Below are 21617 nucleotides of genomic sequence, written 5' to 3'. Positions count from 1 at the left end.
TTTTATTAAAAGATGCTTACAACAATATTAAATTAACCTAAAAAATAAATTGCTAATCCAAGCTTTAAATTTAGATTTTATTCTTAAACACAACAAGTGGCAACATGATCTCAAAAGTTGTCCCTATTCCACTATCTATAATTCTAATATCACCATTATGTTTATTTAATATTTTCTTTGTGATAGATAATCCAAGTCCTGTTCCTCCAGTTTTTGAGTTTCTTGATTTATCAACTCTAACAAATGGGTTAAATATATTTTCTCTGTATTTTTGAGGAATACATTCGCCGTTATCTGATAATATAATGTAGAAATAATTCTCTCTCACTTCTGTCTTTACTCCTATTCTACTTCCTACAGGATTGTATTTAACTTTATTGTCTAAAACATTATTTATAGCTCTAGATAACTTTTCTTCATTTATCATTACATAATAGGGCTCTTCAATTATTTCAAAATCATATTCGAATTTTTTATGATCAAATTCTAGAATATAGTTTGCTATTATTTGCCTAACAAATTCAGCTATATCTGCTTTTACTGTAATCATTTTATAATCAGAATTATCATATAATGAAAATTCAAACAGGTCTGTTATTAATTTATTTGCTCTTTGTGAATTCTTATTTATTATGTTTAAGTATTCTAACTTTTCCTTTTCATCTAAATCATTATTATTAATTAAAATCTCACTATATCCTAAAATCGATGAAAGAGGGTTTTTTAAATCATGCGATATATCTAATATTAAATCCTCTTTTATCTTCTGTAATTTTTCATTTTGACTTTTTTCATTTTGTATAGTTCCTGCCATCATATTAAATCCATTTGCTAATTCAAGAAATTCATTCTTTTTATCTATATCTAAACGTATATTATAATTGCCATGAGATATCTCTATTACTCCAGCCAATAATGTCTTTATTGGTTTTATAAATGCGCTAGAAGTTGCTTTAGCTAAAATATACACTATTGAGAGAATTAATAGAACATTGAACGCACCCATTATTTTTATTATTAGATTATGAGGAATTACTTTGGTGATTCTATTCGGCTTTGTAATCTCTGAATACGGGAATCCAACTACCACTAAAGAATCTTCTTCTTTTAGATACTTGCTATATAGTGAATATTTAACATTATCTTTTGTTTCAATTATTGAATTATTGAAATCTGATAATGCAAACATTGTTCTAATATCATCATTTAGTGATTCTTCATTATCCTTTGTTAATCCAAATAAATACATATAGCTTTGCAAATTTATATTTTTAAATTCCTCGATAACATGTCCCCTCATGTAAAGAACTTTATTATCATTATTTATTTTTACCATAAAACCATCTATATCAGACAAATCCCCATCAGTTATACTCGTATAATCTTTTACAAGCTTATTTTGTAGCCCTCCAAAATAAGAATTATATGTATTAGGTCCGCATAAAGTTCCATAAACAACAATTGAGCCAATAATCGCTATTAATAGTATTATGTTTATAGCTATATATCCCAAAAAATATATAAAAAATAACTCTGTTGTAACACTCCTTTTTATTCTTTTAGCTTTCATGCATTGCAACCCTCTCAATTTTATAACCTATCCCTCTTATGGTTTTTATGTAGATTGGATTCTTAGGATCATCTTCTATTTTCTCTCTAATATGACTTAAATGAACCATTATATTATTAGAGTCTCCGAAATAAGCTTCCTCCCATACTTCTTCATATATTTGTTTCTTAGTAAATACTTTCCCTAAATTTGAAATTAATAACTTTAAAATCTTGAATTCCTTTGGATTTAGATCAATCTTTCTGTTCCCCTTATAAACTTCAAAAGTCTCAGTAAATAGCTTTAACTCTCCTGTCGAATAAATTACATCCTTATGCTCAGCATATTTGTAGCATCTTCTGAGATTAGATGCCACTCTTGCAGATAACTCTATCGGACTTATAGGCTTTACTAAATAATCGTCAGCTCCAAGTCCTAAAGCCAAAACTTTATCAGAATCATTCCCCATCGCTGTAATACAGATTATAGGAATAGTAGAGATGGCTCGTACCTTTTGTATCACTGAAATCCCATCAACATTTGGCATCATTATATCTAATAAAATTAAATCTATTTTTTTATTTTCAAATATATTTAAAGCTTCTCGTCCATCGGAAGCTTCATAAACTTCATAGTCTTCCTTTCTCATATGCAATGAAATAAGATTTCTAATATCCCTTTCATCCTCAACTATTAGAATATTCATAAATTCAACTCCTCCACTAATATGAATATATTTTATCATATTTATATACCATTTTAGGAATTAATTTCAATTATTAATTCTGATATTATATGCCAATCATATAAGAATACTTATTTTATATAAATTTGTTATTGATTGAATAAAGATCTAACGGTATAATTATTATGTAAATAATTACCAGAGGTGATGGGTTTATGGTTAAAAATATTAGTAGAATTTGCTCTTTCTCATTATTATTTTTACTCTCAATACTTGCTTTAAACGAATTTCAAATAATGAGTTACTCAGTTAACTTAAAAAATATATTTTACTTTCTAGTATTAATTTTGATTATGTTTTCGTCTGTTACAACTCTTCTAACAAACAAATCAGGCTTTTTTAAATTTGTTAGTGTAGTAATAATGACAGCATTGGTAGTTGGGGGAATCATGTCTATACTAAAACCTGGACTTAATATTTCCCTATATGTGTGCATAATTCTTATTGCCGTCTATTCTTTAATCGATATATTCTATAAAGCTGCTTAGCTATACAGATATGCCAGTTTATTTTTACTATTTATTTTATATAAACTTTACTTTTAGAATTTCTCTTAACAAAAAGACTTCTATCATAAAATCATTTGATAGAAGCCTTTTTCATTAAGAGAATATATATTCTTTTATTGTTGCTTTAGATATGCATTTATAAACATATCGATCTCACCATCCATTACTGATGTAACATTTGATGTTTCGACATTAGTTCTATGATCTTTGACCATACTGTATGGATGAAATACGTATGATCTTATTTGACTTCCCCATCCCATATCTTTTAATTCTCCGGTTAAATCCTCAATTTTTTCTTTATGTGCTCTTTCTTTCAGCTCGACTAGTTTAGACTTCAACATTTCCATAGCTGTATCCCTGTTAGAAAATTGACTTCTTTCATTTTGGCACTGTACAACTATTCCAGTTGGAATATGAGTTATCCTAACTGCTGAGTCCGTTTTATTAACATGCTGGCCTCCGGCTCCTCCTGATCTATAAGTATCTATCTTTAAATCATCAGATCTTATCTCTATATCTTGTTCCTTTGTAAGTTCCGGAAGAACTTCCATAGATGCAAATGATGTTTGTCTTTTACCATTGGCGTTATATGGGGATATTCTAACCAGCCTGTGAATACCTTTCTCCGCTTTTAAGTAACCATATGCATATTCCCCAGTAACTTTTAAAGTAACGCTTTTAATTCCAGCTTCATCTCCAGGAAGCAAATCTAGAGTTTCAATACTATAGCCTTGTTTTTCACACCATCTTGTATACATTCTTAAAAGCATTTCTGTCCAATCGTTAGCATCAGTACCTCCAACACCAACATGAAGCGTCAAAATGGCATTGTTTTTATCATATTCTCCGCATAGTAGTACTTTCATATTATAGTCATCAATCTGTTCTTGTATATCTCTTAAAGTTTGTATTATTTCATTAGCAGATTCTTCATCATCATCTTCCATGATTTCTTTTAGTACTTCTATATCTTCAATCTGAGACTTCAGCTTATCGAAATTTTCAATTTTATCTTTTATCAATTTACTCTTTTTTGTAACTTCTTCTGCCCTTTTTATATCATCCCAGAAACCTGCTTCTTGCATTTGATATTCTAACTCATTGAGCTCCTTTTCTAACCTATCTCGGTCAAAGTGAAGCCCCCATTTCTTCTATAGATTTTTTTATACCTGGAAGTTTAACCAATTCCTTTTCAAGTTCAATTATCATCTATTATTCACCTCTTTCAAAAAATCCAGTATTAATAAGAATTCCGCAGAAGCCTTCTTAAAACTGTATTTAATTCTAAATAACAATTCTTCAAACCTCTACGGAATTTATTATATCATATTTATCATTTTTCAAACTCTTTAGAGCTTATTACAAAGTTTCAAACTTGTTTATGCTTCTCTTCCACAACAATTTTTAAATTTCTTACCGCTACCACAAGGGCACAATTCATTTCTTCCATGCTTATCTAGATTTCTAACTGGAGCTACTGGCCCTGCACTAGGTCCACCTGGTTGATTTTGTCCTGGCCCTGGAGCAGCAGCACTTGAAGATTCCTCATGAATTGCTGCAGTTTCTTGAGCAACCCTTACTCTTTCTGGTGCAACTTCTATTCTAACATGGAATAATAGTCTAACTGTTTCTTCTTTGATTGCTTTAATCATATCATTAAACATTTCGCTACCTTCCATTTGGTACGCTTGAACTGGATCAATTTGTTTGAATGATTGAAGCCCTATACCTTGTTTTAAATGATCCATATTATCTATATGATTCATCCATTTAGTATCAACAGCTCTTAAAAGAACAACTCTTTCAACTTCTCTTAATCTTTCTGCACCAAACTCTTCTTCCTTTTGTTCATAGAACTTACGTGCTGATTCAAATAAGCTTTCGATTATTTCCTCATTTGACAGATTTTCAAGACTAGGTAAATTAACTGTACCTGGCGCTATACATATATCTTGTAAAGCAACCATTAGATGCAAGAATTCTTCTCTATAATCTTCTGATTCACCTGTAACATAAGTATTAACAGCATCAGCAATAATATCCTTTGTCATTGATAATATTTCTTCTTTTACATCTTCGCCTTCAAGAACTTCTGATCTTTGTTTGTAGATAACTTCTCTTTGGATATTCATTACATCGTCATAACCCAATAATTGTTTTCTAATATCGAAGTTATTACCTTCAACCTTCTTTTGAGCATTCTCAATAGCTTTTGAAACCATTTTGCTTTCAATTGCTTCTTCTTCTTGAAGTCCTAATTTTTCAACAACACCTTGAATTTTTTCTGATCCGAATATTCTCATTAGATCATCTTCTAAGGAAATAAAGAATGTTGATTCACCTGGATCTCCTTGTCTTCCTGAACGTCCTCTTAACTGGTTATCTATTCTTCTTGATTCATGTCTTTCAGTACCTATTATTTTAAGACCACCAAGTTCAACTACACCTTCGCCAAGCTTGATATCAGTACCTCTACCTGCCATATTAGTAGCTATGGTAACCATACCCTTTTCACCAGCATGACTTATTATTTCAGCTTCTTGTTCATGGAATTTAGCATTTAATACTTGATGTGGTACTCCTTTTTTCTTAAGCATACTTGATACAAGTTCAGACTTTTCAATACTTACTGTACCAACTAACACTGGTTGCCCTTTAGCATGAGCTTTTTCAACCTCTGAAGCAACTGCCTTTATTTTTCCAAGCTCTGTGCTAAATACTAAGTCTGGATTATCTTTTCTTGCTATTGGTCTATGTGTTGGTATGACAATAACATCTAACCCGTAAATTTCTCTAAATTCATTTTCTTCTGTTAATGCAGTACCAGTCATACCTGATAGCTTTTTATACATTCTAAAATAGTTTTGGAATGTTATAGTAGCCAAAGTTTTTGATTCTCTAGCGATTTTAACTCCTTCTTTAGCTTCTATCGCTTGATGAAGACCATCTGAATACCTTCTTCCCTCCATAAGTCTTCCTGTAAATTCATCAACAATTATTACTTCGCCATCTTTAACCATGTAATCTTTGTCTCTTCTCATAGCAAAGTTTGCTTTTAACGCTTGAGTTACATAGTGTTGTAATTCAATATTTTCAGCATCTGCATAATTGGCTACTTTAAATGTTACTTCTGCTTTTCTAACACCTTCATCAGTTAACATTACTGCATTTGCTTTTTCATCTCTAGTAAAATCTTTCTCTGCAACTAACTTCTTTGCAAAATAGTCTGCAACTTTATAAAATTCAGTAGATTTTTCACCTTGACCTGAAATTATAAGCGGAGTTCTAGCTTCATCTATTAATATTGAGTCAACTTCATCGACTACAGCAAAATTTAATGGTCTTTGAACTCTTTCCTCTTTGTAAATAACCATGTTATCTCTTAAGTAGTCAAATCCAAATTCATTATTAGTTCCATAAGTGATATCTGACGCATATGATTCTCTTCTTTGATCATTATTTAATTCATGTACAATAACACCTGTAGTTAATCCTAAGAAACCATATAACTCACCCATCTGCTCAGCATCTCTTTTTGCAAGATAGTCGTTAACTGTTACTATGTGAACACCATTTCCACTTAACCCATTTAAGTACGCTGGTAAAGTAGCAACTAGAGTTTTACCTTCACCTGTTTTCATTTCTGATATTCTACCTTGATGAAGTATCATACCACCCATAAGTTGTTCATCATAGTGCTTCATTCCTAAAACTCTTTTTGAAGCTTCTCTTACAACTGCGAATGCTTCTGGTAAAATATCATCTAATGTTTCACCATTTGCTAATCTTTCTTTAAATGCTGGAGTTTTTGCCTTTAACTCCTCATCAGAAAGCTTTTGCAGCTCTTCATCTAGATCATTTATTTTTTGTATAGTAGGTTTGAGCCTTTTAACTTCTCTTTCACTATATGTTCCAAATACGGCATTTAATAGTCCCATAATGTCATCCTTTCGAAATTATATATTTCACGTTAATTTCCAATATATTTTAACTATCCATAATTCATAATCTGTAATTTATTTTATAAATCACGTATTTTATAATTATAACATTTTACTTATCTTATTTTCAATAAAACTCATGATTTTTGTATTAAATCCTATATAAAGCACCCAATTTTAACTTTTTTTTAATATTTTAATCACAAATTATTAATATTAATTGAAAATTTTATGTAAAAATATTGTCATTATCTGTTCAATCATTTGATATGAAAAATAACTGTCCAATGATGCAAATTAAATAAGCACATTGGACAGCCATTATTAAAATCTCTTATATGTTATATGAATTCTGGTTCTAACAAACCATAATCCCCATCTTTTCTCTTATAAATTACATTTACTTTACTACTATCTGCATCTTGATATACAAAGAAATTATGTCCTAATAAATCCATTTGAAGAATTGCCTCTTCAGAATTCATTGGTTTTACCCCAAATTTCTTTACCTTAACCAATTTACCATCGTCCTCTTCTGATGGCTTAATATCTATATTATTTATTTCTCCAAATCTCAATGACCCACTATGTTTTCTAGATAATCTAGTTTTTTGTTTTCTAATTTGTCTTTCTAATTTATCTTCCACTAAGTCAAGAGATTTATACATATCAGAAGTTGATTCTTCGCCTCTTAATACTACTCCATTAAAAGGAATCATAACTTCTATTTTATGTCTATTTTTTTGAACACTTAGTGTAGCCTTAGCTTCTACATTCACTTCAAAATACTTTTCCAATTTGCTTATCTTTTTTTGCACTATTTCTTTTAGCGCATCTGTTAGTTCCATATTTTTTGCTATAACTGTGACTTTCATAAATTCCAGCCCCTCTCATATGAAAAAGTTTTTAAACTTAATATCTTTAAGTTATTAATATTTTATCACTTTTTTATTAACTTAACAAGAGAATTATCAGTAAATTCTGAAAACTAAAGACAAAAAATAAATCTAATCGCAAACTTTAGATTAGATTCCTCACATTTCCTATTAATGATAATTTTAAAATAAATAGAGGTAAAGCTAGTTGACCTGGTTTTTGACCCCACACTCGCCTGCTGGAGCTTTTGCTAATAGAATTTAATCCCTCACTACTAACCCTCTCAGAATACAATCTGGCAGGACTTACTTCTATACCGCACCATGCTCCTTAGACATTTTGTCTAAATTACGTGGATCGTTTTGCCTGCGACTAGCTTCGACTTTCAACCACAAACCTAGCTTTACATTAATATTATATATGACTTTTAGCTAAGGTCAAGAGTTTTATGTCTTTTACTTGATATTTTCTTAATAATTTATAAGCTTCTTTAAGAGTTGCACCTGTAGTTGTTACATCATCTACCAGTATAATATTATATTTTCCAATTTCTAATCCCTTTTTTATTTTGAAAGCATCTTTTATATTTTCATATCTTTCATCCTTCTTTAATTTTTTCTGTTCTTTGGTTTCTTTATCCTTTATCAAAACTTCTAGAGCTTCAATTGATAAATCATTAGCTATTTTCTTTGCTATATACTCACACTGATTAAATCCCCTAATCTTTTTAGATTTTTTTGATAGTGGTATATAGGTTATTACATACTCCTGATATTTCAAGTTTCTTATAATATATTCTTCTAAAAATTCTGCTAATATATCTCCTGCTGTAAAATTGCTTTTATATTTAAATTTAAGTATTAAATCTTTTAATACTCCTCCATAATACCCATAACTTATTATTTCATCTTGATACGAATCTGCTATTGTTTTTATACTTTTCATACAATGCTCGCATATACCAAAGCAGTTATCTTCTTTACATATAATGCAATAATTTTCTCTTGGATATATTACTTCAATTAATCCTTCTAATATACTTTTTATAATTCTATTAAACGCTTTTCCCATACCTTTTTATTGAAATCTCTTGCCATATTCTTTGCCTTCTCAATATCTTCTGATATATCGTTTGATACCAAAAGAACCTCTGGTAATTTTAGATTTACATTTCTTATTTGTCCACATATATACAAAAGCTTTTTATAAGTATATCTTTCATTATCAGCAAAAAGTACTACTGCATCATCCATATAGCAATATTCAAGTAACTCCTCTATTTTATTAGTTATTATAAATATTGCCTTATCCTTGTATTTTGATACTTTTTCACTCTTTTTTATATCATCATTTCCTGAAACTTTTATTACTTTTACATTTGAAAGTTTTAGTTTATTACAAAAATAATCATATACTATGTCAAGCTTCTCTTTATTGGGTACATAAATAGCCACCTTATGGCTATTTTCCCTGAACCATTTAAGATAGTCATATAGAGAAAATGGAATATCTGAATTCAAATCTATTCGTGTAGTTAATACCCTAGGCTCCACAAACGGTTTTTTATAATTATATGCTGCAAGTTCGAACTTTTCGCCTACTAAAGTCGTCTTTTCTATGCTATATAGCAAAACTCTTTCTCCTATATTTGAACACATTTCTAACATCTCTCTTATATTTACATTACTTAGATTGGAGAAGTATGTTATATCATCAAAAATAACCAAATCATAGTTCTGCTTAATCTTCATTAAGTTATTGTAGTGCGTAAAAGTAAGTTTAGCATTTGAAATTTCTTTTACAATATACGAATGAGTTATATCAGAATACATTTCTCTTGTTATATTTACTAATTCTTTGTTTTCACCTTCTTTTCCCCATACATATAAGACCCTCCCATTATTTTGTGAAACTTTACTTATTATCTTTGAAAAAACACACGATGTATTAAATGGAACTGTTATTACTGTTAAAAATTTGATATTTTTCTTATACCAATAATCTATCTTATCAAATGCATACTTTAAATCTTCTAAAGTTACTTTACATAAATTCCTCATACACCTATCTCCTTTCCCTTATTCTTCGAATTCATCTTTGGTTATTATCTCTCTTATTCTATATCTCAAAGATGAGTATCTTTCTATACTATTTGTATTATTAATCATATACATTAATGCTTTTTGAAACCCAACAACTACTACTAATTGTTTTGCCCTCGTAATACCTGTATAAAGCAAATTACGATTCATAAGAAATGGCGATCCCATAAATACCGGAATTATTACAACCTTAAATTCACTTCCTTGGCTTTTATGTATTGTAGTAGCATAAGCCAAATCCAACTCATCTAAAAAATTAAAATCATATATAACTTTTCTTTCTTCATCAAATATGATTGTAAGTGTTTTTCTTTCTTCATCGATGCTTTCTATGAATCCCAGATCACCATTAAAAACTCCCACTCCTTCATTTTCGCCATAACCACTAACCCTAATCCACTTTAATGTATAATTGTTTTTTGTTTGCATTACCTTATCACCTTCTCTGAAAATTATATCTCGAGAAGTCTTTTCCTTTTTATCTTTTGATGATGCATTAAACATTTCTTGAAGCTTCGTATTTAAATTTGTGACTCCAAGCACACCTTTTCTCATAGGAGTTAAAACCTGCATATCCTTCAGTTTATTCCAAGACTTATTAAACTTAGGGAGTCTTCTATTTATTAGATCCATTATAGTATTTGCAATTCTTTCTTGATTATCTTCGCTAATAAAGAAAAAATCTCTATCTTTTTGATTTAGCAAAGGCATCTGTCCCTCATTTATTCTATGAGCATTTACTACAATTAAACTTTCTGATCCTTGCCTAAATATCTCTTTTAATCTTACCACCTTTATATAATCGCTTTCTATAAGATCTTTTAGCACATTTCCTGGTCCAACAGAAGGTAATTGATCAACATCTCCCACAATTATCAACCTAGTTCCTAAATTAATTGCTTTTAGTAGATTCTGCATTAAGATAATGTCAATCATAGACGCCTCATCAATTATTATTACATCACAATCTAGAGGCGATGATTCTCCTTTTTCAAATACTGATTCATCATCCTCAGAAATTCCCATTTCTAATAGTCTATGTATTGTTTTAGCTTCTCTCCCTGTTGATTCAGTCATCCTCTTTGCAGCTCTTCCTGTTGGTGCCCCAAGTATTACTTTCATTCCATTATTCTCATATATATGTATTATTGCCTTTATAATTGTAGTCTTCCCTGTTCCTGGCCCACCGGTAATTATTTCTATACCATTATTAAATGCGCCAATAATTGCTTCTCTTTGTGATTCTGCAAATTTTATATTTTGTTCCTTTTCAAAAACGTTAATTTCGAAATCAACATCCGAGTTTATAGTCTGAATTTGCTGCAAACCTAAAGTTATTATTTTACTAGTAACACCTAGCTCGCAATAATAATATTGAAGCAAAAATCCGACTTCAGTACCGTTTATGTTTTCAACAATAATTTTTTGTTGCGCAGCCATGTCATATATATTTTTTTCAATTAATTCCTTAGATATTAACAAATTATTTTCGCATTCTTCTATTATATTATTTTTAGGCATAAATGTGTTTCCTGCAGAGCAAAATTGATTCATAACATATTTAATGCCACTTTGAATTCTAAACTCTGAATTCTTTTCAATGCCAATGCTCATAGCAATTCTGTCAGCTGTTTTAAACCCAATTCCTGATATTTCATCGCATAATATATATGGATTATCAGATACTATCTGCCTCGCATTTGGACCAAATTTCTTATATATTTTTACACACTGATTATTAGTGACTCCATGTTTATGAAAATATAAGATTATATCTTTTAAACCTTGTTGCTCTATATAGGATTCATATATTATTTGAAATTTCTTTTCCCCTATACCCTCTATCTCCATAAGCCTCTCAATATGGTTTTCCATTATGTCTAGAGTTTCTTCACCAAATCTCTCTATTATTTTCTTAGCCGTGACTGGTCCAATTCCATGTATTATTCCTGCACTTAAATATTTTTCTATGCCATCTAATGAATTTGGAAGAAGTTCTTCATAATCCTGAATATTAAATTGATTACCAAATTGTTTGTGTACTGTCCAGTATCCTGTTAACTTTACATTTTGTCCTTCTCTCAAGAAAGGAACTGTTCCTACAGCACTAATTAATGTCTTTTCGTTTCTAATTCTACAAACTACATAACCAGTATCTTCACTTTTAAAAACAATATTCTCAACAAATCCATTTAGAACTTCCATATAGAATCTCTCCAAATCTTTATATATTTACCTTAAACTTTCTAAAATTAAAATTTAGCGTCAAATTTAACTTTGATTTTTTCTTATAATTATATCATAAATATTTATACCAATTTAAAACTAATCACTTATAACTCATAATCTTTTCTTATTCTTCCCTACATAAAATAACTTTTAAATGGAGTATACAAAATAAAACTATAAATATTTAATAAATTCTAAAGTGCTCAGATTTTAAGTGCTTTTAAATGCTTATCTGTTTTGCAATTAAAGTTATAAATTTTAATCTTAGTTGAGCACTCAATCTATTAAATTTCTATATATATACTATTCAAATATATAATTATAAATTTCTCCATAATAAAAAGCCGTCTAGATTTAAGACGACTTTTTACCATTCTACAAAAACTTCTATTATATATATTGATAATAAAAATTCACTTAAGAATTATGCTATAGATTTTTTCTTATTTCATCTACTTTATTTAGTTGTTCCCATGGTAAGTTAAGATCATTTCTTCCAAAATGTCCATATGCAGCAGTTTGCTTATAGATAGGTCTTCTTAAGTCAAGATCTCTGATTATAGCTCCTGGTCTTAAATCAAATACCTTCTCTACTACTTCAACAATCTTATCTTCATCTACTTTTCCTGTTCCAAATGTTTCAACTTCAATTGAAACTGGCTTTGCAACACCAATTGCATATGCTAATTGAATTTCTAGCTTATCTGCAGCACCAGCTGCAACTAAATTCTTAGCAACCCATCTTGCAGCATATGCAGCTGATCTATCAACTTTAGTTGGATCTTTACCTGAGAAAGCTCCGCCGCCATGTCTGCCATATCCACCATAAGTATCAACTATTATCTTTCTACCTGTTAATCCCGAATCCCCTTGAGGTCCTCCAACAACGAATCTTCCAGTTGGATTTATGAAATATCTTGTCTCACTGTCCAATAATTCTGCTGGTACAACAGCCTCTATAACAAACTTCTTAAGGTCTTCCTGAATTTGCTCTAAAGTAACCTTCTCATCATGTTGTGTTGATATAACTATAGTATCAATTCTCTTTGGCACATTATCTTCATATTCAACTGTTACTTGAGTTTTACCATCTGGTCTTAAGTAACTTAATGTACCATTCTTTCTTACCTCTGTAAGTCTTCTTGATAATTTATGAGCCATATATACTGGAAGCGGCATAAAATCTTCAGTTTCATTAGTTGCAAAACCGAACATCATTCCTTGGTCTCCAGCACCAACTGCTTCAACTTCATCTTTTTCACCTTTTTTTGACTCAAATGCTTCATCTACTCCCATAGCTATATCTGCAGATTGTTCATCTATCGATGTAAGAACTGAACATGTATCACAGTCAAATCCAAATTTTGCTCTATCATATCCAATTTCTCTTACTGTTTCTCTAACTACCTTAGGAATGTCAACATAACAATTTGTTGTTATCTCTCCCATTACCATAACCATACCTGTTGTTGTGCAAGTTTCACAAGCAACTCTAGCCATTGGATCTTTAGATAGAATAGCGTCTAGTATAGCATCTGAAATTTGGTCACACATTTTATCAGGATGTCCTTCTGTAACTGATTCTGAAGTAAATAATCTTCTCATATCTTTTCTCTCCTTAGATTTAAATATTATAATTATCTTCACGAATAAAATTATTTTATTAAAAACTATACATAGCTTTATAGAATAATAATCGTTTATAAAAACTTTACCTTATTTAAATACAATAAATAATAGTCAAACTATTTTATTAATTGTTTCTTTTATAATTTAAGCATGCGCAAACTTAAAAAAATAAAAAAGCTCTTCGATAAGAAGAGCGCAATTTAGCAATCATTTTCTTATCTTGTAGAAAACTCTACAGGAATTGGCACCTTATATAATACAGGTTGCCGGGTTTCACAGGGCCCTTTCCCTCCACCTCTCTTGATAAGAGTAACATAATTCAATTTTCAAAAGTATTTTATCATATGCTGTATAATTAGTCAATATTATCAATCAATTTTTATATAAGATAAAAAATAAAAAAGAATAAACTTAAGTTTATTCTTTTTGGTGGAGGAAGATGGATTCGAACCATCGAAACGAAACGTAACAGATTTACAGTCTGCCCCCTTTGGCCACTCGGGAATTCCTCCATATTATTTTATTGGAGCTGGCAATAGGAATCGAACCTACAACCTGCTGATTACAAGTCAGCTGCTCTACCGTTGAGCCATGCCAGCATATAATTATTAGATTTAGTAATTTTATAATGGTGGGCACAACAGGGCTCGAACCTGTGACCCCCTGCTTGTAAGGCAGGTGCTCTCCCAGCTGAGCTATGCGCCCATTATAAATTGGTGGAGGAAGATGGATTCGAACCATCGAAACGAAACGTAACAGATTTACAGTCTGCCCCCTTTGGCCACTCGGGAATTCCTCCATATTATTTTATTGGAGCTGGCAATAGGAATCGAACCTACAACCTGCTGATTACAAGTCAGCTGCTCTACCGTTGAGCCATGCCAGCATATATATTAGATTAGTAATTTATAATGGTGGGCACAACAGGGCTCGAACCTGTGACCCCCTGCTTGTAAGGCAGGTGCTCTCCCAGCTGAGCTATGCGCCCATTATAAATTGGTGGAGGAAGATGGATTCGAACCATCGAAACGAAACGTAACAGATTTACAGTCTGCCCCCTTTGGCCACTCGGGAATTCCTCCATATTTATTTTTTATACCTTGTTGCCTCATTTGCCGGTCAACAATGATTAGTATATCGGTAAAGCGATTTTATTTCAACTCCAATATACACCCATATAAATAATTTAAATTCATATTACTCTCTATTTCTACAATATGCTCTCATTTAATATGTTAATCCTAATTATTTTTTATTCTTTTGTTAATCTCTTGTATATCTAAAAAAGAAGATGATATTTCTTGAATTTTCTTATAATCTTCTGTTGTTAATCTCCTTTTTAAGATTTTAAATATTTCTATTAGGCTTTCATTATCATTCGTATCTTCATAATATTCTTTTATTTTACCTATATCAAATGCAGATAATTTTTTTATTATTTTTTCAAGTTCCTTTTTATTATCTGTAGATAATTGACTTAACGCTTTTTCTTTATTTATTTTATATAATGGCTTCGAATACGAAACAGTTTCTTGTACAACAACTTCTTTTGCAGAATTTTCATCTTGCGGTTGCCAATATAACAGAAAATACATGTTTATTATTATTGTAGGAACTAAAACCAAATACATTAAAACTTTTTTCATATGCACCTCCTTATTTACTATTAATTTCCAAAAAACATTTTTTTATACTATCTTCTGTTAATTACTCATATATATATTTTATAAAGGAGGTATATGTCCCTTGAGCAAGCCAGATATTAAACTTGATCCTAAATTTTATTATAATTTAGCTTTAGAAGTTAAAAAATTTATATCAAAAGACACCATAATAGTTTGTATTGGTACTGACAAATGTATTGGGGATTGTTTAGGTCCTCTAGTTGGATCTATACTCACAGAAAACTTTTTTCCTTTACCTGTTTATGGAACTTTATCTTCTCCAATTCATGCTTTGAACATAGATGAACGCTTAAATGAAATATATAGTAATCACCCTAATGCATCAATAATTGGTGTTGATGCCTGCTTAGGTGACGAAGATGATATTGGTGAAATTCGTATAAGGGACTATGCAATACATCCTGGTAAAGGAGTCGGAAAAGAACTTCCCGAGGTAGGAATTGCATCAGTTATAGGCATTGTGGACTCTAGTGATAATGCTGAATTCTTTTTTTCGCGAAGCATAAGACTCTCATTCATTATGGATATGGCTAAAATTATATCCAAAATATTTATTGATGCCTATAGTTTAAGTCACTGGAAATATCCTAAAATTTAGGTATTTTATATTTAACTAAATAAATAGCAGTCAATAGTGAAATTACTAATGACTGCTATTTATAAAGCTATTCTATAAGAACTATTTGCTGAGAATTAACTTGACTATCTAATTTATCTATATAATTAAGCACTTTGCCTGTACCGTTCGCAACACATTCAACTGAGTTCTCGGCTATAGTTGCTACTACGCCAGTCTTAAACTCTATAAGTTTATCTAACCCATGTATTAAAGCCCCCCCACCAGTCATTAATATTCCTCTTTCTATTATATCCGAGGCTAATTCAGGCGGTGTTCTTTCTAATACCTTTTTTACAGTATCAACTATTATTTCCACAGGTTCCTTTATTGCATTTCGTATTTCTTCTGTTGTAATTTCTATTTCATCTGGTAATCCTGTAATGAGGTTTCTACCTTTCATCATACAAGTTAGATTTCTAGAGTTTTTAAATGCTGATCCAATATTTATTTTTAAATCTTCAGCTGTTTTCTCACCTATCATTAATTTATATTCATTACGTACATATTTTATTATGGCTTCATCGAACTTGTCTCCCGCTACTTTTATTGACTCTCTTTCTACCACTCCACCTAATGAGATAACAGCGATATCACAAGTACCTCCGCCAATATCCACTACCATACATCCATTCGGCTTAGTAATATCTAATCCTGCTCCAATGGCTGCTGCTAGCGGCTCCTCAATTAAATGGACCGTTTTTGCTCCTGAATTCATAGCTGCATCAATAACAGCTCTCTTTTCTACTTCTGTAGCTTGAGATGGTACACAAACAATTACTTTAGGTGCACTTATACTTCTTTTCCCGCACGCTTTTTTTATAAATTCCTTTAGCATTTTTTGTGTTATATCGTAATCAGAAATCACTCCATCTCTTAATGGCCTTACTGCAACAATATTTCCTGGGGTTCTTCCTATCATTTTTCTTGCTTCTTCCCCTATAGCCAACAATTTATTATTATTTTTATTTATGGCTACAACAGAAGGTTCTTTTAATATTACCCCTTTACCTTTTACGTAAACTAGTACAGTTGCCGTTCCTAAGTCAATTGCGAGGTCTATCCCCGTTCTCCAAAAGCACATTTTTTATTCACTCCTATAATACATATTAATACCTATATTTACATAATTCTACTAATAATATATTATAGACTTAATCCTACTAAGATTCAATAATTTTATACTTCATTTGTGTAGCTTTTCCACCTCTAATATGTCGTTCAGCTTTATTTAATTCTAAAATAGAATGAGTTTCTTGAGCAATTTCTGGGTTAATTTTTAACAATCTCTCTGTCATATCTTTATGAATTGTGCTCTTGCTAACACCAAAAACCTTAGCTGTTTTTCTTATTGTAGCTTTTGAATCTATGATATATCTTGCAACATCTAAAACTCTTTCTTCAATATAGTCTTTCAAAATACCACTTCCTTGATTTTATCATTTTATTATCATTTATTTTTTGATTTATTAGTCATTTATTTTAATGAAAAAAACAAATGACTAATATATATTTTCATAAAATCTTATTTAGATTTTAAATTAAAATATTTTTCTGGATTAACTTGTTCTCCATTAGCATTAATTACTTGTAAATTTAAAAATTCACCAAATACATCTTTACTAAATACCTTTGCGCTATCTCCTACTTTTGCAATAACTTGATTTGCTTTAACCTTATCTCCTTTTTTTACTGATAAGTTTGCATCAAGATTTCCGTATCTTGTCTTTAGGCCATTAGCATGTTTAATTTCTACTACAACCCCTTCTTCAACACCAGTATTTTCTGCAACTTCCACAACACCATCTGCTGCTGCCTTTACTTCTGATCCTACTGTTGATTGTAGATTAATACCTCTAATAGTTCTGAAAACTCCTTCTTCCATCTTAACTGGCGCAGGATAAGTATATTTTCTACTTTCTACTCCATCTATAGGATTTACAAATGTTACCGTATTATTTGTAGATACTGATGCAGCCTTTTCTATTTTTGTTTTATCTGCATTGTCTTTATTACTATTATTTTGAGCATTCTCTACTCTTTCAGCATTTTGAACTGAATTATTAGAATTTCCTTCATTTCCAGAATTCATTGTTAGATCTTTATTTACGTCTTCTGTTTTATTAACTTGGTTTTTGCTGTTGAGCATTTTATAAGAGATAGTTCCAACAGTTACTACAATACAGAGACATAGGAATAAGGCGATATAAAATCCCTCCTTCCTAAATAAGTTTTTAAGTTTTTCTTTTAAATTTTTGTCCAATATGAACACCTCCAATTGTTATAGTTCCCTTTTTATGAAAAATAATACATAAATTTGCTTTTTTATCATGTATTATTTACATTTAAAGGTATTTTAAAATTATTGTTATAAGTGTATATCTAGTGTTAAAAAGTACATATAATTTAATTATTAAACAATAGATATATCCATCAGGGATTTAGGCCCTAATTTAAGAAGTTCTACTTTATAATTTCTGTTTTAAGTAGTGATGTTCTAAATTATGTCCATCTCCACTTTTTTTAAACATACATATACAAAAATTCAATTAATTGGAGGATATACCCCATGCTAATTTATAGTCAAAAATAGAAAAGGATACTTGCTATAAAAAAATAAACAAGTATCCTCTTTAAATTTATTCAATTATTCATATGAAGTTATGCCAACCCTATGTCTAAGTTAACGTAAATACTCTCTCCTTAGTTGTAATTTATTTCTTGGATTTCGACTCCGCTATAGTAATGTTTAAGAATTTCATCATACTTCGATCCACTCTTTGCCATCGCATTAGCCCCCCATTGGCTCATCCCTACACCGTGGCCATAACCCTTGCAGTTAACTTCTACAGAATCTTGTTGAAAGTCTAATGTGAAATTGGTCGAATTCAAATTGAACAATGTCCTAAATTCAGTTCCTTTAACAATCTCATTGCCTATTTTTATTTCTTTTACACTTCCAGCTTCTGTAAAACTTAATATCTTAATTAGTGATGACAAATTACTTTTATTAGCATTAACACCTTTATATTTAGAATTAATTTTATTTATAAAATCGTTTATAGGAATTTGTGTGCTCGTCTTATATTTAGGTGCAATTTCTTCACCCTTACTGTCTTCTGATTTTAAATATGGTACATCCATAGAAAATACATCTTTTGCATCTTCTGTTTTTCCAGAGCTGGTTGCAAAAAATTGAGGATATTCCAACACTGAACCGTCATAAGTAAGAACTTGCCCTTTTGTATCTAGAACTGCCTTTTGTATCTTCTCCCAATTACTTTCAGCTTCACTTTTACTCCATTTAGAGATTCTCTCATCCTTACTCATATATACTTGGCAGTGGGTTGTATCACAAATTTCAGCTCCTTTCTCTTTTTCTTCTTTATTAGGGTTATTTCTTTTACTCATATAAAATGTTCTTGCTGCAACAGCTTGAGCTTTCAAAGCTTCTTCCTCAAAATTAGCTGGTACTTCACTCGCAACTACTCCCATTACATACTCTTCCAAATCTATTTCCTCAACTCTATCTTCTGACCTATGATATAGCTTAACTTTACCATTAGACGGAAATGTTATTTTTGAACTCTTCATTATATCTTTGTCACTCAAGTTAAACGAATCAATTTTCCCTTTACCATTTTCTAAGAAAGCTATTGGTAATGCTATTAATATAGTAAAAATGATCAAAGTCATAGCTGCAATTATTTTCACATTATTGCTAATCTTTATACTTGTAGTCCTAGCATTAATTATCTTCATACTCTACCTCCTAAAGCCTGCACTCTAAAGTATATTGTCTTAGCCTAATAATTATGTTAATTATGTTAACTTTAAGCTACCCAAATTTAGATAAACCATAACTTTCTTAATTAGTCTCTCCTATAACTTACGCATAGATTTAACTTAAATATAAGCTATTAGAGATAAAAAAATCCCAAGCGACTGTGGTTAAGCTCCGTATTGTGCTTCGCACTCTTTTCATTTAAGTTCCGTATTGTGCTTCGCACTCTTTTCATATGTGTAGATTTTTTTCACGCATCTAGCTTTTCGAACGCATGTGAGAAAAGTCAGGCGAATAAGATTTCTTTTTTATTCTTTTTAAAATACCCAAACTATTTAATCAACCTTTTTTAATTTATCCCCTCAAGGAGTACCTCGTCCACAGATTTTACTAAAATATAAATTCCCAAAGAATAAAAAAGCATAATTAGGGATAGGTAACTAAATTTCATGTAAATTCCTTTATAAAACTTACATGAAAAATTTGTATACCTTGTTCATAACTATGAACCCTAATTATGCATACACACAATTCATATCTTAATCTACATATTTATTCTATATATTTCTGCTCCTAAATTCCTAAACTTTTCTTCAATTCTTACATATCCTCTATCAATATGATAAACATCATTTACCACTGTTTCACCATCTGCTACTAATCCACTTAGTATCATTGCTGCCCCAGCCCTTAAATCAGTTGCTTTAACTTCGCAGCCTGTGAGTCTTGGCTTGCCTTCAATTATAGCAGTTCTTCCATCAATCTTGATGTTGGCTCCCATCCTTTGCAATTCAGCAACATGCATAAATCTATTTTCGAAAACTGTTTCTGTAATAACACTAACACCTTCAACAATAGATAATAAACTCATCATTTGAGCTTGCATATCGGTTGGAAATCCTGGATAAGGAAGTGTTTTGATATCCAATGGCCTCTTACTTCCCCGTCCATCTACTACAATGGAATGATCTTTGTAATTGGTAAAACCTATTCCACATTCTCTTAACTTTTCTATTACAGGTCTTAAATGCTCTTCATTCACTCCATTTATCTTTATTTTACTATTTGTAATAGCTGCTGCTATCATAAATGTCCCTGCTTCTATTCTATCATATATAGGTGTATAACTAATTCCTTTTAGATTTTTAACACCAGTTATAGTTATCTTTCCAAATCCTGCTCCTTCTATTTTAGCCCCCATCTTATTTAAGAATTGCGCTAAATCCCAGATCTCTGGTTCTTCTGCTGCATTCTCTATTATAGTTGTTCCTTCAGCAAAGACAGATGCCATCATAATATTTTCAGTAGCGCCAACAGATGGAAAATCAAGGTAAATTCTGTTGCCCACTATTTTCTTTGCTCTCACCTCTACAAACCCATGACCTATTACAACCTCTGCTCCAAGTAATTTAAATCCTTTAAGATGCAAATCAATTGGTCTACTTCCTATGTTACATCCGCCTGGTAATGATAATTTACAATATCCAAATCTAGCAAGCATAGGTCCCATAATTAAAAATGATGCTCTCATTTTCCTCATAAGCTCTTCATTAGCATCCATTTCTACTATATTTTTCGTATTTATTGTTAATCTATCGTTTACGTTTGAAATATTAACGTCACAGTTTAGTTCGCTTAATAACTTACAAATAACCTCAACATCTTCTAACCTAGGTGCATTATCAATAATTATAGGCTCTGGGCACAATATAGTTGCTGCAATTATTGGTAAAATTGAATTTTTTGCACAACTTATATTAACTTCCCCTCTCAGTTCTTTTACACCTTTAACCACTATTTTCTCCATATTATCCTCCATAATGAATTGTTAAGCATATGAAAAATAACTGTCCAAAATATTACATATACTCTACTTTAGATAAATCCAATAAGGCTTTGCTAATAAGCAAATCTATACTCTACCCAAAGCAAAATAAAGGTTATATTGA

Annotated in this window: 17 protein-coding genes, 7 tRNA genes and 1 riboswitch; of the genes, 2 read left to right on the top strand and 22 right to left on the bottom strand. The window is 30.6% G+C overall.

Annotated features, from left to right (window positions below; all coding sequences use genetic code 11):
* Positions 1-70: 70 nt before the first annotated feature.
* Together KEC93_RS02495 and KEC93_RS02490 are read right to left on the bottom strand one after the other, a co-directional pair.
* Positions 71-1570 carry a sensor histidine kinase gene (locus KEC93_RS02495; protein WP_023974860.1) on the bottom strand — a complete coding sequence of 500 codons (1500 nt, stop codon included), beginning with the start codon at positions 1568-1570 and terminating at the stop codon, positions 71-73.
* Positions 1560-2255, bottom strand: coding sequence for a response regulator transcription factor (locus tag KEC93_RS02490; RefSeq protein ID WP_077868716.1), 696 nt, complete (start codon positions 2253-2255; stop codon positions 1560-1562). Before KEC93_RS02490 ends, KEC93_RS02495 begins: the two co-directional genes overlap by 11 nt.
* Positions 2256-2449: 194 nt before the next feature.
* Between KEC93_RS02490 and KEC93_RS02485 the strand changes: the two genes are divergently transcribed.
* Entirely contained in the window at positions 2450-2782 is a 333-nt protein-coding gene (locus tag KEC93_RS02485) for a hypothetical protein (RefSeq protein WP_017213034.1), read from the top strand.
* Between the two features lie 134 nt (positions 2783-2916).
* On the opposite strand, the gene prfB is transcribed toward KEC93_RS02485, so the two are convergent.
* From prfB to KEC93_RS02410, 15 genes are all read right to left on the bottom strand, one after another.
* A protein-coding gene (prfB, locus tag KEC93_RS02480) for a peptide chain release factor 2 (RefSeq protein WP_373866474.1) occupies positions 2917-4015 on the bottom strand; the annotation gives its coding sequence in 2 pieces (ribosomal slippage) (positions 2917-3942 and positions 3944-4015; 1098 coding nt in all).
* A 170-nt stretch (positions 4016-4185) separates the two neighbouring features.
* Positions 4186-6744 carry a preprotein translocase subunit SecA gene (gene secA, locus KEC93_RS02475; RefSeq protein WP_023974858.1) on the bottom strand — a complete coding sequence of 853 codons (2559 nt, stop codon included), beginning with the start codon at positions 6742-6744 and terminating at the stop codon, positions 4186-4188.
* A 344-nt stretch (positions 6745-7088) separates the two neighbouring features.
* Entirely contained in the window at positions 7089-7622 is a 534-nt protein-coding gene (gene hpf / locus KEC93_RS02470; protein ID WP_011967781.1) for a ribosome hibernation-promoting factor, HPF/YfiA family, read from the bottom strand.
* Between the two features lie 415 nt (positions 7623-8037).
* On the bottom strand, positions 8038-8694 hold the full coding sequence (locus KEC93_RS02465) for a ComF family protein (protein WP_011967780.1): 657 nt from the start codon (positions 8692-8694) through the stop codon (positions 8038-8040).
* Positions 8667-9683, bottom strand: coding sequence for a hypothetical protein (locus KEC93_RS02460; RefSeq protein ID WP_023974857.1), 1017 nt, complete (start codon positions 9681-9683; stop codon positions 8667-8669). The genes KEC93_RS02465 and KEC93_RS02460 overlap by 28 nt, the downstream gene beginning before the upstream one ends.
* 18 nt (positions 9684-9701) lie before the next feature.
* Positions 9702-11930, bottom strand: coding sequence for an SF1B family DNA helicase RecD2 (recD2, locus tag KEC93_RS02455; RefSeq protein ID WP_039768516.1), 2229 nt, complete (start codon positions 11928-11930; stop codon positions 9702-9704).
* Between the two features lie 453 nt (positions 11931-12383).
* Complete coding sequence (gene metK, locus KEC93_RS02450; protein WP_011967777.1) at positions 12384-13559, bottom strand: methionine adenosyltransferase; 1176 nt, start codon at positions 13557-13559, stop codon at positions 12384-12386.
* A gap of 236 nt (positions 13560-13795) precedes the next feature.
* Positions 13796-13893: riboswitch (SAM riboswitch) on the bottom strand.
* Between the two features lie 117 nt (positions 13894-14010).
* A tRNA-Tyr gene (locus KEC93_RS02445) sits at positions 14011-14095 on the bottom strand.
* Positions 14096-14107: 12 nt separating this feature from the next.
* Positions 14108-14182, bottom strand: a tRNA-Thr gene (locus KEC93_RS02440).
* A 30-nt stretch (positions 14183-14212) separates the two neighbouring features.
* A tRNA-Val gene (locus tag KEC93_RS02435) sits at positions 14213-14288 on the bottom strand.
* 9 nt (positions 14289-14297) lie between these two features.
* A tRNA-Tyr gene (locus KEC93_RS02430) sits at positions 14298-14382 on the bottom strand.
* Positions 14383-14394: 12 nt separating this feature from the next.
* Positions 14395-14469, bottom strand: a tRNA-Thr gene (locus KEC93_RS02425).
* 26 nt (positions 14470-14495) lie between these two features.
* Positions 14496-14571 (bottom strand) — tRNA-Val (locus tag KEC93_RS02420).
* Positions 14572-14580: 9 nt separating this feature from the next.
* Positions 14581-14665: transfer RNA gene (locus tag KEC93_RS02415), tRNA-Tyr, on the bottom strand.
* Positions 14666-14824: 159 nt separating this feature from the next.
* Entirely contained in the window at positions 14825-15229 is a 405-nt protein-coding gene (locus tag KEC93_RS02410) for a hypothetical protein (protein ID WP_011967776.1), read from the bottom strand.
* A 100-nt stretch (positions 15230-15329) separates the two neighbouring features.
* On the opposite strand from KEC93_RS02410, the gene yyaC reads away from it, so the two are divergent.
* Positions 15330-15866 (top strand): spore protease YyaC, encoded by a 537-nt coding sequence (yyaC, locus tag KEC93_RS02405; RefSeq protein ID WP_023974855.1) that lies wholly within the window; start codon positions 15330-15332, stop codon positions 15864-15866.
* 67 nt (positions 15867-15933) lie between these two features.
* On the opposite strand, the gene mreB is transcribed toward yyaC, so the two are convergent.
* The 5 genes from mreB to murA all read right to left on the bottom strand — a co-directional run bounded on the left by mreB (position 15934) and on the right by murA (position 21475).
* Complete coding sequence (gene mreB, locus KEC93_RS02400) at positions 15934-16968, bottom strand: rod shape-determining protein (protein WP_011967774.1); 1035 nt, start codon at positions 16966-16968, stop codon at positions 15934-15936.
* Positions 16969-17047: 79 nt separating this feature from the next.
* Entirely contained in the window at positions 17048-17302 is a 255-nt protein-coding gene (gene spoIIID / locus KEC93_RS02395; protein WP_011967773.1) for a sporulation transcriptional regulator SpoIIID, read from the bottom strand.
* Positions 17303-17409: 107 nt separating this feature from the next.
* Complete coding sequence (locus KEC93_RS02390; RefSeq protein WP_023974854.1) at positions 17410-18147, bottom strand: M23 family metallopeptidase; 738 nt, start codon at positions 18145-18147, stop codon at positions 17410-17412.
* A gap of 440 nt (positions 18148-18587) precedes the next feature.
* On the bottom strand, positions 18588-19646 hold the full coding sequence (gene spoIID, locus KEC93_RS02385) for a stage II sporulation protein D (RefSeq protein ID WP_011967771.1): 1059 nt from the start codon (positions 19644-19646) through the stop codon (positions 18588-18590).
* A 566-nt stretch (positions 19647-20212) separates the two neighbouring features.
* Positions 20213-21475 carry a UDP-N-acetylglucosamine 1-carboxyvinyltransferase gene (murA, locus tag KEC93_RS02380; RefSeq protein WP_077868715.1) on the bottom strand — a complete coding sequence of 421 codons (1263 nt, stop codon included), beginning with the start codon at positions 21473-21475 and terminating at the stop codon, positions 20213-20215.
* Positions 21476-21617: the final 142 nt, after the last annotated feature.

This window comes from Clostridium beijerinckii (assembly GCF_018223745.1).
GTDB lineage: Bacteria > Bacillota > Clostridia > Clostridiales > Clostridiaceae > Clostridium > Clostridium beijerinckii.
The sequence above is the reverse complement of the archived record's forward strand: the minus strand, read 5'-3'. Positions and strand labels throughout refer to the sequence as shown.